This window comes from Alphaproteobacteria bacterium (assembly GCA_030740435.1).
Taxonomy (GTDB): Bacteria; Pseudomonadota; Alphaproteobacteria; order UBA2966; family UBA2966.
In genome coordinates this window covers 1-15819 of record JASLXG010000075.1, presented here as the reverse complement: position 1 = coordinate 15819, position 15819 = coordinate 1, and the positions used below count along the sequence as shown (strand labels likewise).

Annotated in this window: 10 protein-coding genes; 8 read left to right on the top strand and 2 right to left on the bottom strand. The window is 64.0% G+C overall.

The window, feature by feature from the left end; genetic code table 11:
• On the top strand, positions 1-3606 hold a 3606-nt coding region (locus QGG75_09095; GenBank protein ID MDP6067393.1), incomplete at its 5' end, for a hydantoinase B/oxoprolinase family protein.
• Between the two features lie 3 nt (positions 3607-3609).
• Here QGG75_09095 and QGG75_09090 read toward each other — a convergent pair.
• Complete coding sequence (locus tag QGG75_09090) at positions 3610-6063, bottom strand: FAD-dependent oxidoreductase (protein MDP6067392.1); 2454 nt, start codon at positions 6061-6063, stop codon at positions 3610-3612.
• Positions 6064-6221: 158 nt separating this feature from the next.
• Here QGG75_09090 and QGG75_09085 point away from each other — a divergent pair, with 158 nt between their 5' ends.
• The 4 genes from QGG75_09085 to QGG75_09070 are packed head-to-tail and all read left to right on the top strand — an operon-like array spanning position 6222 to position 11955.
• A complete protein-coding gene (locus QGG75_09085) occupies positions 6222-7340 on the top strand; it encodes a histidinol-phosphate transaminase (protein MDP6067391.1) in 1119 nt (372 codons plus the stop codon).
• The gene (locus QGG75_09080; protein MDP6067390.1) at positions 7340-9430 is read left to right on the top strand and encodes a hydantoinase/oxoprolinase family protein; all 2091 of its coding nucleotides are present in this window, start codon (positions 7340-7342) and stop codon (positions 9428-9430) included. Before QGG75_09085 ends, QGG75_09080 begins: the two co-directional genes overlap by 1 nt.
• Positions 9427-11058, top strand: coding sequence for a hydantoinase B/oxoprolinase family protein (locus tag QGG75_09075; GenBank protein ID MDP6067389.1), 1632 nt, complete (start codon positions 9427-9429; stop codon positions 11056-11058). The genes QGG75_09080 and QGG75_09075 overlap by 4 nt, the downstream gene beginning before the upstream one ends.
• A gap of 51 nt (positions 11059-11109) precedes the next feature.
• Positions 11110-11955, top strand: a complete 846-nt coding sequence (locus tag QGG75_09070) for a putative hydro-lyase (protein ID MDP6067388.1) — start codon at positions 11110-11112, stop codon at positions 11953-11955.
• Between the two features lie 18 nt (positions 11956-11973).
• On the opposite strand, the gene QGG75_09065 is transcribed toward QGG75_09070, so the two are convergent.
• Positions 11974-12519 carry a carboxymuconolactone decarboxylase family protein gene (locus tag QGG75_09065; GenBank protein ID MDP6067387.1) on the bottom strand — a complete coding sequence of 182 codons (546 nt, stop codon included), beginning with the start codon at positions 12517-12519 and terminating at the stop codon, positions 11974-11976.
• A gap of 149 nt (positions 12520-12668) precedes the next feature.
• Between QGG75_09065 and QGG75_09060 the strand changes: the two genes are divergently transcribed.
• From QGG75_09060 to QGG75_09050, 3 genes are all read left to right on the top strand, one after another.
• Positions 12669-13739, top strand: coding sequence for a TRAP transporter substrate-binding protein (locus QGG75_09060; protein MDP6067386.1), 1071 nt, complete (start codon positions 12669-12671; stop codon positions 13737-13739).
• 84 nt (positions 13740-13823) lie between these two features.
• Positions 13824-14390: a TRAP transporter small permease gene (locus QGG75_09055; protein ID MDP6067385.1), complete on the top strand. Its 567-nt coding sequence runs from the start codon at positions 13824-13826 to the stop codon at positions 14388-14390.
• Positions 14391-14392: 2 nt separating this feature from the next.
• Entirely contained in the window at positions 14393-15682 is a 1290-nt protein-coding gene (locus QGG75_09050) for a TRAP transporter large permease (protein ID MDP6067384.1), read from the top strand.
• The last annotated feature ends 137 nt before the right edge of the window (positions 15683-15819 follow it).

Sequence of the window (15819 nt, the reverse complement as noted above, 5' to 3'; positions counted from 1 at the left end):
TGGATCGACCGCGGCGGCACCTTCACGGATCTGGTGGCAAAGCGGCCCGATGGCAGCCTTGTCACCCATAAACTGCTCTCGCAGAACCCGGAACGATACGCCGACGCCGCCGTCCAGGGTGTGCGCGACCTGATGGGCCTGGCGGCCGGGCAGGCCATCCCGCCCGGCAGCATTCAGAACGTCAAGATGGGCACCACGGTGGCGACCAACGCGCTTCTGGAGCGCAAGGGCGACCGCACCGTGCTGGCCATCACCAAGGGTTTCCATGATGCCCTGCGCATCGGTTACCAGAACCGGCCGAAATTGTTCGCCCGCCACATCGTCTTGCCGGAGATGCTTTACGAGACGGTGGTCGAGATTCCCGAACGCGTGGGCGCCCATGGCGACGTCGTGGTGGCGCTCGACGAAAGCGTGGCCCGGCGGAACCTGCAAGCGGCCTTCGATAGCGGCATCCGCTCGCTGGCCATCGCCTTCGCCCATGGCTACCGCTACCACGACCATGAAGAACGGGTGGCCCAAATCGCCGGCGAAATCGGCTTCAGTCAGATCTCGGTCTCGCACCGCGTGAGCCCGCTGATGAAGCTGGTGAGCCGGGGCGATACCACCGTGGTGGATGCCTATCTCTCGCCGCTGCTGCGGCGCTATGTGGATCAGGTGGCGGGTGAACTGGATGGCGGCGGTGGCGGCCCGCGTTTGATGTTCATGCAGTCCAACGGCGGCCTTACCGACGCCCACCGCTTCCAAGGCAAGGACGCCATCCTGTCGGGGCCGGCGGGCGGGGTGGTGGGCATGGCGCGCACCGCCGAAATGGCGGGCTTCGAAAAGGTCATCGGTTTCGACATGGGCGGCACCTCGACCGACGTCTCGCACTTCGACGGCGAATACGAACGAAGCTTCGAGACCATCGTGGCCGGCGTGCGCCTGCGCGCGCCGATGATGCACATTCACACCGTGGCGGCCGGCGGCGGATCGATTCTTTTTTTCGATGGCGCGCGCTATCGGGTGGGGCCCGAGAGTGCCGGCGCCGACCCCGGCCCGGCCAGCTACCGCCGCAGCGGGCCGCTGACGGTGACCGATTGCAACGTAATGCTGGGCAAGCTGCAACCCGAACATTTCCCGGCCGTGTTCGGCGCCCAGGCCGACCAGCCGCTGGACGCCGAGGTGGTGCGGCGGAAATTCGCGGCCCTGGCCGAGAAGATCGCCCAGGCCACCGGCGCCCCGGAACAACCGCCCGAGGCGGTGGCCGAGGGCTTCCTGCGCATCGCCGTCGAGAACATGACCAACGCCATCAAGAAGATCTCCGTCGAGCGGGGCTACGACGTCAGCGAATACACCTTGAATTCCTTCGGCGGCGCCGGCGGCCAGCACGCCTGCCTGGTGGCTGACGGCCTGGGCATGGAAACGGTTCTGCTGCATCCTTTCGGCGGCGTGCTTTCGGCCTACGGCATGGGGCTGGCGGACGTGCGGGCCATCCGCGAGCGCCAGTTGAACGAAGCGCTCGGCCCAGGCGTCCAGGATCTCCTGGACCGGGCCTTCGCCGAAATCGGCAACCAGGCCCGGGCCGACGTCTTGGCCCAGGATGTCCCAGCCGGGCGCATCTCGGTGGTGCCCAAGGTCCATCTCCGCTACGCCGGCACCGACAATCCTCTGCTCATCGACCCCGATGCCCGGAATTCGGTCATGGTGGCACGCTTCGAGGCGGCCCATCAGCAGCGCTACGGCTATATCGCGCCGGACCGCGAGCTGGTCATCGAGGCCATCTCCGCCGAAGCCATTGGCGCCAGCGAAACCGACGACGTGGGCCCCTTGCTCGACGAGACGCTCAGCCAAGCGGCCGCCGCCGCCGACACGGTGTCCATGCATGCCCAGGGGGAATGGCGCGAGACACCCGTCTATCGCCGGGAAGACATGATCGCCGGGCAAAAGATCGACGGCCCCGCCATCATCAGCGAACAGACCGCCACCATCGTGGTGGAGCCCGAATGGCAGGCCGAGTTGAGCGCCCGGGGGGATTGCCTGCTGCGCCGCATGGTAGCGCTGGCCAAGCGCGAGGCCATCGGCACCAGCGCCGACCCGGTGATGCTGGAGGTTTTCAACAACCTCTTCATGTCCATCGCCGAGCAGATGGGGGCCACGCTGGCCAACACCGCCTACTCGGTGAACATCAAGGAACGCCTCGACTTTTCCTGCGCCATTTTCGCGCCCGACGGAAGCTTAGTGGCCAACGCGCCGCATGTGCCGGTGCATCTGGGCTCCATGGGCGCCTCCATCAAGACCGTGATCAAGGAAAACCAGGGCAGGATGAAGCCCGGCGACGCCTACGTGGTCAACGCGCCCTACAACGGCGGCACCCACCTGCCCGACGTCACCGTGGTCAATCCGGTGTTCGACACAGGCGGCCGGGATATCCTGTTCTACGTGGCGTCACGCGGTCATCACGCCGACATCGGCGGCCGCACGCCGGGCTCGGCACCGCCCGACAGCACCTCGATCCACGAGGAAGGCGTGCTGATCGACAATTTCCTGATGGTCGAAAACGGCGTGCTGCGCGAGGCGGAAACGCTGGCTTTGTTGAACTCGGGCCAATACCCCTGTCGCAATCCGGCCCAGAACATGGCCGATCTCGAGGCCCAGGTGGCGGCCAACGCCACCGGCGTCAAAGAGGTGCTGAACATGGTCGAGCACTTCGGGCTCGAAGTGGTGCAGGCCTATATGCACCACGTCCAGGACAACGCCGAGGAATCCGTGCGCCGCGTGCTCGACCACTTAAGCGACGGCGAGTTCACCTACCCCATGGACAACGGCTGTCAGGTCCAGGTCAAGATCAGCGTCGACCGTGCGGCGCGCGAAGCCTTGATCGACTTCAGCGGCACCTCGCCACAGTATTCCGGCAACTACAATGCCCCTACCGCCGTCTGCCTGGCCGCGGTCTTATACGTCTTCCGCTGTCTGGTGGACGATGCCATTCCCTTGAACGAGGGTTGCCTCAAGCCGCTCAAGGTCATCGTGCCGCCCAAATCCATCATCTCGCCGGAATATCCGGCCGCCGTGATCGCCGGCAATACCGAGGTCAGCCAATGCGTCACCGATGCCCTCTTCGGTGCGCTCGGCGTCCTGGCCTCGTCGCAAGGCACGGTCAACAACTTCGTCTACGGAAACGAGCGCTACCAGAATTACGAAACCATCTGCGGCGGCACCGGTGCCGGTCCCGACCATCCCGGCGCCAGTGCCGTGCACAGCCACATGACCAACACCAAGATGACCGACCCCGAGGTCCTGGAATGGCGCTTTCCGGTGCGGGTCGACAGCTTCTCCGTGCGCCAAGGCTCGGGCGGTAAGGGGCTGTACGATGGCGGTGACGGCATCGTGCGCGAGGTGACGTTCCTGGACAGCATGAAAATGACGCTGCTGACCGGTCACCGGCGCACCGACCCCTATGGCTTGGCTGGCGGCGGCAGCGGCGCCCGGGGCCGGAATTTCCTGCGCCGCGCCGACGGAACCGTCGTGGAACTGGCCGGCAACGACGAAATCGACGTCGAGCCGGGCGACACCTTCGTCATGGAGACGCCGGGCGGTGGCGCCTTTGGGGCCGAGCCGAAGGGTTAGCCCTCAGCCATCAGCGCGCATGCGCGCCCCCGTTGGGTCATAGGGCGCCTCGAGTTGCGCGGTTGCCGGCAGCCGCCGGCAGGCCACCTCGAGCTCAAAACAGGCCGCTGACAACAGCTCCTCGATCGTCTGTCCGGCCACGCGGATGAACCCCATCCCGAGCGAGCGAGCGATGGTGTGGCCATAGGCCACAGACGTCGTGCGGCCAAGGATCTTGCCGTCCGCTACGATCGGCTCGCCACCCATCAGGTGGAGCTCCGGGTCCTCGGCCAGCACTATCACCCGGCGTTTCTCAAGGCCCTGATCGCGCTGGCGCAGGATCGCCTGGCGGCCAATGAAGTCGGTCTCTTTGGTGGCCCCGAGCGAAAATCCGAGCCCGGCTTCCAGCGGCGTATCGTCGGGCCCGATATCATGGCCCCAGGAACAAAAGCCCTTCTCCAGGCGCAATCCGGCCATGGCGAAGCTGCCTCCGTCACGGAGCCCGAAAGCTTCGCCGGCGGCCTCGATTTGGCGGTAGAGCGTCACCGCCTGATCTGTCGGCAGATAGATCTCCCAGCCCAACTCGCCCACATAGGATAGCCGGGCCGCCCGTGCCACGGTATTGCCGATGTCGATTTCGCGGTGACTGAAATAGGGAAAGGCGGCATTGGAAAAATCAGCGGAACTGATGCAGCGCAACAAATCGCGGGACTTGGGCCCCATGATGCCAATCACCCCCAGGCCGGCGGTGATATCCGTCAGTGTTACGAATTCCCCGTCGCTCAGATGGCTCTCCAGCCAGTGGTAGTCGCGTACCGCCTGGGCCGCTCCGGTAATCAGCATGAAGCGGCGCTCATCAAGGCGCATGACGACGCATTCGCTCTCGTAGCCGCCGCGCTGGTTCAGCATGGGGGTGTAGACCGCACGCCCCGGCGGCACCGCCATATCTCCGGCGCACAGGCGTTGCAGGAAGGCTTCGGCATGGCGCCCCTGGATCAACAGTTTGCCGAACTGCGATTGATCGAAGAGCGCCACGGCCTGGCGTGCCGCCTGGTGTTCCTTTGCCACGGCCTCATGCCAGGCGGGCCGGCCGAAGCGCAACGCCGGCGCGCTGCCGTTGCTCCCGGGCAAAAACACGTTGGGCCGTTCCCAGCCGGCCCGCTCGCCGAACCAGGCACCCTTTTCGGCCAGGCAATGGTGCAGCGGGCTCAAGCGCAGATCGCGGACGCTTGCCGCCTCGTGGCCCGGAGTGCTGAGGACGTAGTGCCGGCTGAGGTGCTCCGCGGCCCTTTCGCGAACCACGTTCAGGTTGTTGTGGAAGCGTCCAAAACGCCGGATGTCGACCGCCCACAGGTCCATCGTGGGCTCGCCGGCCAGCATCCATTCCGCCAGCGCCCGTCCGGCACCGCCACCGCTGGCGATACCCATGGAGTTCATGCCGCAACCCAGGAAGAAGCCGCCGAGCGCCGGTGCCTCACCCAAAAGGAAGGCGCCGTCGGGGGTAAAGCTCTCGGGCCCATTGAGCAGCATGCGCACTTCGGCATCTTCAAGGGCCGGCACCCGGTGCAGCGCCAATTTCATGATTGGTTTGAAATGCTGCCAATCCTCGGACAAAAGGTCGAAGCTGAAATCCGCCGGCAGCTGCTCCAATGCGATGGGCCGAGCGTTGGGCTCGAAGCAGCCGACCAGCAATCCCTGGGATTCCTCGCGCATGTACATGTGCCCGTCGTGATCGCCCAGGATCGGCATCATGCGGTCGATGCCGGCGATCGGCTTGGTAATGAGGGCGAAATGCTCGCAGGCGTGCAGCGGCGCCCAAACCCCGGCCAGGCCAGCGACCTGGCGGCTCCAGAGCCCGGCGCAAACGGCGACACGGTCGGTTCGGATGGTACCGCCTGTGGTTTGCACGGCACTGACCCGGCCGGCCATGGATTGGAAGCCGGTGACGGCGGTGTCCTCGTAGATCCGTGCACCATGGGCACGCGCGCCCTTGATCAGTGCGGCGCAGACATCGGATGGGTTGACCCGGCCATCGCTGGGCGAATAGACGGCGCCGATGACATCGTCGACATTCAGGACCGGCCAGAGATCCCGCAACTCCGCAGTGTCGATTTCATGCACCTCGATGCCGAATGCCCGGGCCAGGGAGGCCTGGCGCCGGATGTGGACCAGACGATCGGGGTTGGTGGCGATGGATATGCTGCCGCATTGCCGCCAGCCGGTCTCCTGTCCCGTCTCTTGGGCCAGGGAGGCGTATAGCTTGGCGCTGTATTGGGTGAGCTGGGTCAGGCTGATGGTGGAACGAAGTTGCCGTACCTGGGCCGCCGAATGCCAGGTCGTGCCCGACGTCAGTTTCGAGCGCTCGATCAGCACCACGTTCCGCGCGCCCAGCTTGGCCAAATGATAGGCGGTCGAGCAGCCCATGATGCCACCGCCGATGACCACGGCCGCGGCGCTGTCCGGAAGGCTGTTGGCCATGCTGTCTTCCCCGGGGCTCTGTGCGGTCGGCAACATCGATCGTTTCGATCAGGCCCGCAAGGAAGCGGGAGTCTATTGGGACCGATGAAATGTTTTGTTGCTAGCATAGTTGGTACATATGCACCTTGTTGCATTTCAAACCATCGACGGCCTCGATCATGTTCCTGAGCAACCCATCCCTCGCCACCACCGAGACCTACAGCCCTGGCCTGACACGGGAATACGTCGCCGAAACCTATGGCGTGCCCCTCGATGACGTGGCCAAGCTCGGCTCGGCCGAGAACCCCCTAGGTCCTTCGCCCCTGGCGGCCGAAGCGGTGGCGCTGGCACTGCAGCAACTCGACATTTACCCCAGCTGGACGGCCGAGCCGGTCAGGCGGAAAATCGCCGCGACCTATGGCGTCGAGCCCGAGCAGGTGATTTGCGGCGCTGGCGAGACGGAAATCATCTCCTGGATCATCCGCACCTTCGTCGAGCCGGGCGGCAAGTTGCTGATGCATGAGCCGGCGTTTCCCATCTATCACCTGTTCGCCGAAGCCGAGGGCCGGGTGCCGGAATTTGTACCCATGGGCCCTGGGTTCGATTTTTGCCTCGACGATTTCGTGGCCCGGATCAGCGCTGACATCCGCCTGGTCATGCTGACCCGGCCGCACAGCCCGACCGGCCTGATGCTGGCTGACGACGACATCCGCCGAGTGTGCCGGGCGGCCGGGCCCGACCGCCTGGTGGTGCTCGACGAAGCCTACATCCACTTCAGCCAAACGCCCGGCGGCATCGGACTGCTGGCGGAACAGGCCAACCTCATCGTGCTCAGGACTTTCTCGAAGGCCTATGGCCTGGCCGGCTTGCGCCTGGGTTTTGGCATTGCCGAGCGCGGGATCATCCGGCCCATGTTGGCGCTCAAGCCAACCTGGAACATGGGACAGTTACAGATCGCCGGCGGCATAGCCGCACTGGACGACACCGCCCACGTCGAGCGAACGGTTTCCCTGATCGTGGAAATGCGCGGCTACGTTCAGGAACGTTTGCGGGCCCTCAACGCCTTCCGCATGATCGAAGGGTCGGGGGCAAACTTTTTCCTGCTCGAGATTCTTGACGAAGCCATGAATTCGACGCGGGTTTTCCAGGACCTGCTGGCGCGGGGCGTGATCGTCAAGGATTGCTCCGTCTCGTTCAGGGGGCTGGGCAAACGCTATCTGCGGGTGGATGTGAGCCTGAAGAAGCACATGGACAGACTGGTGGACGCCCTGTCCGATCTGCAGGGTTCAGCTTTCTGATGGCGGTATCGGAATCTTCCCCCATAGCGCTGGGCATCGACGTCGGCGGCACGTTCACCGATGTCATCGCCCTCGACCTGGACGCCGGGCGCATCGTGGCCAGCTTCAAACTGCCATCGACGCCGGCTGACCCGTCACTGGCCGCCGTCACCGGGACCGAGCGCTTCCTCTATCGCACAGGGTTGGCCGCCCAGACGGTCTGCCACGGCAGCACCGTCGGCACCAACGCCCTGATCCAGAAGCGTGGCTCCCGCACGGCCCTGATCACCAGCCAAGGGTTTCGCGACATCCTGGCCTTGCGCCGCCAGGCCAGACCGCGGCTTTACGACCTGGAACCAAAGGTCTCGCCGCCCCTGGTTCCGCGCCAATGGCGTTTCGAGATCGCCGAGCGCACGGCCCACGACGGATCTGTCATGACGGCCCTGACAGAGGCCGAAATCGAGCGCGTGGTTGCAAGATTGAAGGCTGAGGGCATCGAATCCGTGGCCATCTGTCTGCTGCACGCCTACGCCAACGAGGGCCATGAACAGGCGCTTGGCGCGGCCATCTCAGCCGCCTTGCCGGGCGTCTTTCTATCCCTCTCGTCCGATGTCACGTCGGAGTTCAGGGAATTCGAACGCACCAGCACGGTCACCGTCAACGCCTTCATCGGCCCCACCGTGCGGGACTACCTGCAGCGCCTCGGCCGCGAGCTGCGGGCGCGTGCCATCCCGCATCTTGCCGTCGTCAAATCCAATGGCGGCCTTTCCTCCGCCGCCAATGCCCAGCGCTATCCGGTTCATCTCATCGAATCGGGTCCGGCCGCCGGTGTAATTGCCACCGCCGCTCTGGGTGCGGCCGAGGATCTGGGGAATTTGATTGCCTTCGACATGGGCGGTACTACGGCCAAGGTTGGCGTCATCGAGGATGGCCAACCCCGGCTCAGCACGGAATTCTATGCCGATCGTTTCGTCGATGGCCGCGATGTCGGCGGCTACCCCATCAACAGCCCGGTCATCGACTTGATCGAGATCGGAGCGGGCGGCGGTTCCATCGCCTGGTTGGATCCGTTTGGCGTCTTGAAGGTCGGCCCCGAAAGCGCTGGGGCGGATCCCGGACCGGCCTGCTATGGCCGCGGCGGCACGCGGCCGACGGTGACGGACGCCCATGTGGCGCTGGGCCACATCGCCGCCGATGGCTTCGGCAGCGAAGACCTGGATATCGATGTCACTGCGGCTCATGCCGCGCTGCAAGAACAGATCGCCCGACCGCTCGGTTGGACGGTGGAGCGGGTGGCGCGCGGCGTTCTGACTCTGGCCAACGCCAATATGGCCGAAATGGTGCGCCTGGCGACCTTGCGCCGCGGTTTGGATCCACGCGACTTCACGCTGGTGGCTTTCGGTGGCGCGGGACCGCTTCATGCCAGCGAAATCGCCCGTGAAGTGGGGGTGCCGCGCCTGATCGTACCGCCCTATCCGGGGCTGTTCAGCGCCATCGGCACCTTACTGGGCGAGGTTCGCCACGATCTGGTTCAGACCTTGCTCGAGCGCACTTCGGAGCTCGATGCGGCGACCCTGGAGGAGGCCTTCGCGCGGCTGAAGCGGCGTGCCGGCGCTCTTTTTGCAGCAGAAGACGTGAACCAGGCGGAGCCGCTATTCGAACGCCTGGCCGACCTTCGCTTCGAGGGCCAAATGTTCGAAAAAACCCTGGCACTGGAGAACGAGGGGCTGGCGGGGGACGATTTGGACCGCATCTTCCGCACCGCCTACCGCAGCGAATACGGTTATGATCTGCCGGAGCAAAAGGTCGAGGTGGTGAACCTGCGCCTGGTCGCCCGCCGGCCGGTCTGGCCCGGCGGTTGGCCACAGGTCGGAGAGGCCGGCGAAGCCGGGCACCAGGCCGGACCCGGCCGGCGTCGAAGGACAATCGTGCTGGAGGGCGGCGGCAGAGGCATGATCGACATTTTGCCCCGCGCCGATGTGGCAGAGAACGAAACGCTGAGCGGCCCGCTGATTGTCGAGGATTTCGGCGCTACCATCCGGGTGCTGGAAGGACAACGGGTCAAGACTCTGCCGTCGGGCACTTTGTTGATCGAGGACGGCGAGCCATGAGCGACGCTGGCGGGCAGTTGAAGATGCAAAGCGATCCCATCACCTTCGAGGTGGTGCGGGGGGCGCTTTACGCCATTTGCGAGGAGATGAAATCAGTGATGACCAGGGCGGCGTTTTCGCCGCTGCTCAGCCTCTCGTCGGATCTCTCGTGCGCGCTGTTGGACCAGGCCGGCGACGTGGTCGCCCAAGGCAACGATATCCCGGTGCATCTGGGCGCCATGCCTTTCTCGGCCAAGGGCATTCTTGCAGAGTTCCCACTGCAAGTTTGGCAGCGCGGCGATGCCGTGCTTTCCAACGATCCCTATTCGGGCGGTTCCCACCTTCCCGATATGACCATCCTTTCGCCGATCTTCGACACCGCCGGTGTGCTCGGCTTTGCCGCCAGCCGGGTGCATTGGCCCGACATCGGCGGCTCGGCCCCGGGCAGCTCCGCAGTGACCGACGAGATCGTCAAGGAAGGGCTGCGAATTCCGCCCGTGCGCATCGTCCGTGGCGGGGAGTTGGATCCGGGAATCGCCACCATGTTGTTCGCCAACGTTCGCGTGCCGGCCGACCGCCGGGGTGACTTCCAGGCCCAGATCGCTTGCAACCAAAGAGGCGTCGACCGGGTCGGCGCCTTGGTCGAGCGTTACGGCGGGCCGGCCGTGCGCCGTATCCTGGCGGAAAGCCAAAGTTATAGCCGCCACATGGTGGAACAAGCCCTGGCCGGCCTGGCCGACGGCAGCTATCGGGCGAGGCAACATCTCGACGGCGACGGCTTCGTTGAGGACAGCGGCGACGGCCCGCTCGTCCTGGCCGTCACCATCACCAAGTCGGGCCGCACCATAAAGTGCGATTTCGCGGGTACCGGGCGACAGGCCCGTGGTCCCATCAATGCGCCCATTTCGGTTACCGCATCGGCCTGCTACTACCTCGCCTTGGCCCTTGCAGGTGGCGATGTGCCGCCCAATTCCGGGGCCTACGGCCCGGTTGAAGTCGTCGCGCCCGAGGGCAGCCTGGTCAACTGCCGCTATCCGGCGCCCGTTGTCTCGGGCAACACGGAAATGTCCAATCGCTTGATCGATCTGATGTTCGAGGCCCTGGCCCCTGCCATGGGACCCCGGGCCATCGCCGGCAGCTACGGCACGGCCGGCGTTTTTGCCCTTGGCGGCCATGACCCCATCCGCGACCGCCCCTTTGTTCATGTCGAGACCCTGGGCGGCGGCATGGGGGCCTCGCGGAATGGTCCGGGCCTGGACGGCCACCGCACCCACATGGGCAACACCATGAACCTGCCGATCGAGGCCAGCGAGGCCTCCATCCCGGTGCTGATCGAGCGTTATGAAATGATCGAGGGCAGTGGCGGCGAGGGCCGCAACCGGGGTGGCTGGGGGGTGCGCCGGGTATTGCGTTCCCTGGCCGACGACGTGAAATTCTCGCTGTTGTTCGAGCGCGCCCTGCACCCGGCCCACGGAGCGGCCGGTGGCCACCCCGGCCAGGCCGCCGAATTCCGCCTTGAACGGGCCGACGGCAGCAGCCAACGTCTGTCTTCGAAGACCCAGGCGGGTGTGCTCGACAGGGGCGATCGCCTGTGGCTCGAAACAGCCGGTGGCGGCGGCTGGGGCGAACCCCGAAGCGGCGACTCGTAGGCCGCAAAGACCGAAAGACAGACAACAATCCTTGCTTGGAGAAAGCATCTCATGACCCAGTTCAACCCGCTTGCCATGCACCCCGATCCCGGCACGTTGAAGACCGGCCATGAGGCAAGGGCGATGCTGCGCGACCCTGCTTCGACGGCCTTCCTGGAAACCTCGGGCATGGCGCCCGGCTTCATGCAGGCCAGCCCGATCATCCTGCCCGGCGCGCTGGCGCTGGATTTTGCCACCTTCTGCCAGCGCAATCCCAAGCCCTGCCCCCTGGTCGGCACCTCCAACCAAGGCTTGCCGACGATGCCGACTCTGGGTGCCGACCTGGACCTGCGCACCGATCTCAGCGGCTACCGCATCTGGCGCCATGGCGAATTGGTCGAGGAAGTAACGGATATCGGCGGGCTATGGCGCGACGATTTCGTCGCCTTCGCGGTTGGCTGCTCTTATTCCTTCGAAGACGCCCTGCTGCGAGACGGCATCGAGCTCAGGAACATCAGCCAAGGCGTCTGCGTATCCATGTATATGACCAATATCCCCTTGCAGTCTTCGGGGCCGTTTGGCGGCCGGATGTGCGTCACCATGCGGCCCATGCCGCCCAAGGACGCCATCCGCGCCATCGAAATCACCTCGCGTTTCCCCATGACTCATGGCACGCCCGTGCATATCGGCGATCCCCGCCAAATCGGCATCGAAGATCTCGATACACCTCTGGTCGGTGACCCGGTGGAAGTGCGCGAGGGGGAGATCTGCGTCTTCTGGGGCTGCGGCATCACGCCGCAATACGCCATGCTGCAGGCCAAACCGGAGATCGCCATCACCCACAAACCCGGCTGTCTGTTGATAACCGACGTGCCCTCGCGCGCCGACGCCATAGACCTGCCTTCGCTGGCCGCCTGAATCGTATTGCGGGGCGGGTTACCCCGTGGCCTGGGCCACGCCGTCTTCCATGGTTATTTGCAGGGCATCATTGACCCGGTTGAAGAAGCCGCAAAGTGCTATGCGCAGCGTCAGCTCGAAGATCTGTTCCTCGCTGAAATGCTGCTTCAGGCGCTCGAAGATGGCGTCGCGCATGTACTGGAAGTTTTCCGTCACCTCTCTGGCATAGTCGCGCACCAGGTGGTCGACTTCGTCGAAACCGGGGACCGTATCCTCCAGCAGCTTGTCGAAAGCCCGGGCATCGAAGCCCTGGCCGGTCATGCGCGGCCCGTGATGGGCGACGCAATAGGCGCAGGCATTGATTTTCGAAACCGTGACCAGGGCGATTTCGAGGTAGCGCTTGGGCAGCACGGCCTCGTCCATCAACTCCAGCAAAAGCCCCATGATGTGCCTGAGCGCCGGCGGCCGCTGGGCGAAAATTTTGGCCTGGTTCTCGAAGGGGCCGTATTCCGTGACGTAGCGGCGGAATATGGCTTGGGCGTCGGCCGCCAGTGTGCCGGCCTCGATCTCCTTGATGCGTGGCATGCCGGATCCTCCCGTTTTCACCGCCTTGGCCTTTGAAAAAGGTCTTGAACGACGTGGCGCAGGTGCCGATGATGCTCTCGGACTTGGCTATCAATCTCAATAACAAAATTCTCAGTTGATAGCATTCGCAATGAATAGGGAGGGCTACGATGCAAATTCAGAAAACACTGGCCGCCGCCCTTGTCGGCGGCGCCTTGGCACTGGCGGCAACGCCGGCGGCGGCGGAGGTGCAGAAGTTCAATTTCGAGGTGGTCGGCACCTGGGGCTTTTTGGAGAACTGGAAGCGGTTCGAAAAAAGTTTCTGGACCGAACGCCTGCCCAAGGCCTCGGGCGGCAAGCTTACGGCCAACGCCAAGCCCTATACCGAGTTGGGCCTCAAGGGCTACGAAGTCATGTCGGGCCTGAAGAAGGGCGCCTACGACGCGGTGCATGCGCTGACCTCTTACAGCGCCAAGGCCAGCCCGGCGCTGGAGGGCATCGACTTGGCCGGCGTCATCCAGGACTTTCCTACCTACCGCAAGGCCATGAACGTCTACCGGCCGATTCTGGCGCGTGAAATCGCCGAGAAGTACAACGCCAAACTGATCAACGTATACTCCTTCCCCAGCCAGCAGCTCTGGTGCAACCTCAAGGACCGCAGCGTCAAGAAGGTGGCGCTGAAGGATCTGGCGGGCAAGAAGATCCGCACCTACAGCCGCACCTTGGGCGATTTCATCGAGGGCCTGAACGCCTCCGCCGTGACCATCGCCTTTGCCGAGGTCGTGCCGGCCCTGCAAAAGGGCGTCGCCGATTGCGGCATCACCGGCACCATGCCGGCCTACAACGCCAAATGGTGGCAGGTGGTGACCCATAACATTCGGGTTCGCGTGGGCTATGCGGCCACTTTCACGGCCATCAACATGGATACCTGGAAGAGCCTGAACAAGGACACCCAGGATTTGATCATGTCGGAAGCCTTGAAGCTGGAAGACGAAATGTGGGCCTTCACAGCCGGCCTTGATCAGAAAGGCATGGACTGCAACGCCAGCGGGCCTTGCGACAAGGGCAAGCCCGGCGGCATGGTGCCGATCACGCCTTCGGCTGCCGATCAGGCCATGCTCAAGGATATTGCCCAGAACGTGGTCCTCAAGCGCTGGGCCAAGCGTTGCGGCAAGACCTGCGCCGAAGAGTGGAACAACACGATCGGCAAGATCGTCGGCATGAAAGCGTCGACCGACTAGCGCCCCGGCAAGGGCTTCAAACCAACCAAGGCCGTGCGGGGGCGATGCCCCCGCACGGTTTTTCAGCCCTGCCGCCGCGACCCCATGTTCGCAACCATCCACGACAGGTTATTCGGCATCTCCCGCGTCGCCGTGTGGATTGGCGGCGGCGCCCTCATGCTGTCGGCCATCATGGTGACGCTGGACGTTCTGGCGCGGAAGATTTTCAGCGTCACTATCTCGGGCTCCGACGAAATCTCCGGCTACGTTTTCGCCGCCGGCACCACCTGGGCCTATTCCTATTGCCTGCTGACGCGCTCCAACATTCGCATCGATGCCTTCTATAACCTGCTTGGTTTGCGCTCGAAGGCCGTGCTGGACCTGGTCGGCATGTTGTTGCTGCTCTACTACGTTTATCTCCTCACCACCAACGGCTGGGGCATGTTCCTGGAGAACGTCGAGTTCAACTCGTCGGCCCAGACCACCCTGGCGACACCGCTATGGATACCCCAGATATTCTGGATAAGCGGGCTCGGATTTTTCCTGCTTTGTTTGATTTTCCTGTCGGTTTACGGATTTACCGCTCTCTTCCGCGGCGACTGGTCGACCATCGGCAAGATCGCCGGCGTCAAGTCGGTGGAAGAAGAGATCGACGAAGAAACCCACGTCTAGCCATGCCCTTCCTGATCATTGGAATCTTGCTTGCCCTGGTCGTCGCGGCGGTGCCGGTGGCCGCCGTTCTCGGCATCCTCAGCCTTTCTCTCGACGAAATCTTCATGCGTGGCCGGCGGTCGCTGATGCTCGGCGATTTCATCTGGGAACAGAGCATCGAGTACATCCTGGTGGCCATTCCCATGTTCATTCTGCTGGGCGAGATCATGCTGCGCTCCGGTATCGCGCTACGCATGTACAACGCCGTGGTGCAGTGGCTTTCCTGGATGCCCGGCGGCCTGATGCACGCCAACATTGGCTCCTGCGCCATTTTCGCCGCCTCCTCGGGATCCTCCGTGGCCACGGCGGCCACCGTCGGCACGGTGGCCTACCCCGAGATCGAGAAGCGCAACTACCATGAAAAGCTGTTCCTGGGATCGCTGGCGGCGGGCGGCACGCTGGGCATCCTGGTGCCGCCCTCGATCAACCTGATCATCTACGGCCTGCTCACCGACTCATCGGTGCCCGAGCTCTACCTCGCGGGCATCTTCCCGGGCATCGCGCTGGCGGTCCTGTTCATGGGCGTCATCGCCATCGCCTGTATTTGGAAGAAGGATTGGGGCGGCGACAAGGTGGAGACCAATTGGGCCGAGCGCATCCGGGTGCTGCCCGATTTGCTGCCGCCGGTGCTGCTCTTCATGGCCGTGGTGGGCTCGATTTACGCCGGCGTCGCCACGCCCACCGAGGCGGCTTCGATCGGCGTCGTCTTCGCCCTCATCATCGCGGCCTGGAACAAGGCCCTCAGCGTCGAGATGCTGAAGCTGGCCTTCGAGGGCACCATGCGCTCGTCCTCGATGATCATGCTGATCATCCTGGCCGCCGTGTTCCTCAATTTCGTGCTCGGTTTCATGGGCGTCACGCAGACCATCCTGACCACCATCAAGGACCTGGGTTGGACGCCCATGGAGACGATGATCGTCATCATCCTCTTCTATCTCCTGCTCGGCATGTTCATGGAGACGCTCTCGATGATGCTGACGACGATTCCGGTGGTCTTCCCCATCGTCATGCACATGGGCTTCGACCCCATCTGGTTCGGCATCATGATCATCGTGCTCATGGAAGCAGCCCTGATCACGCCGCCCATCGGCATCAACCTTTACGTCGTGCATGGCATTCGCTCGCGCGGCGGCAAGTTCAACGACGTCAGCGTGGGCGCCGTGCCCTTCCTGATCGCCATGTTCGTGCTCATCGCCGTCTTGTTGATTGTGCCCGATCTGGCCACCTGGCTGCCCGACGTGGTCTATCACTAGAGCGTTTCAAGTTTGCTTGAATCCATACCCTGAATTCAGGAAGTAGTTTGCGCATTCCTGTGGTGGGAAGTCATCGATGAGATCGGCGATGGTTTGCCACAGCTCCTCGATGGTTCGGGCGGAGGCCTTTCGAAGGA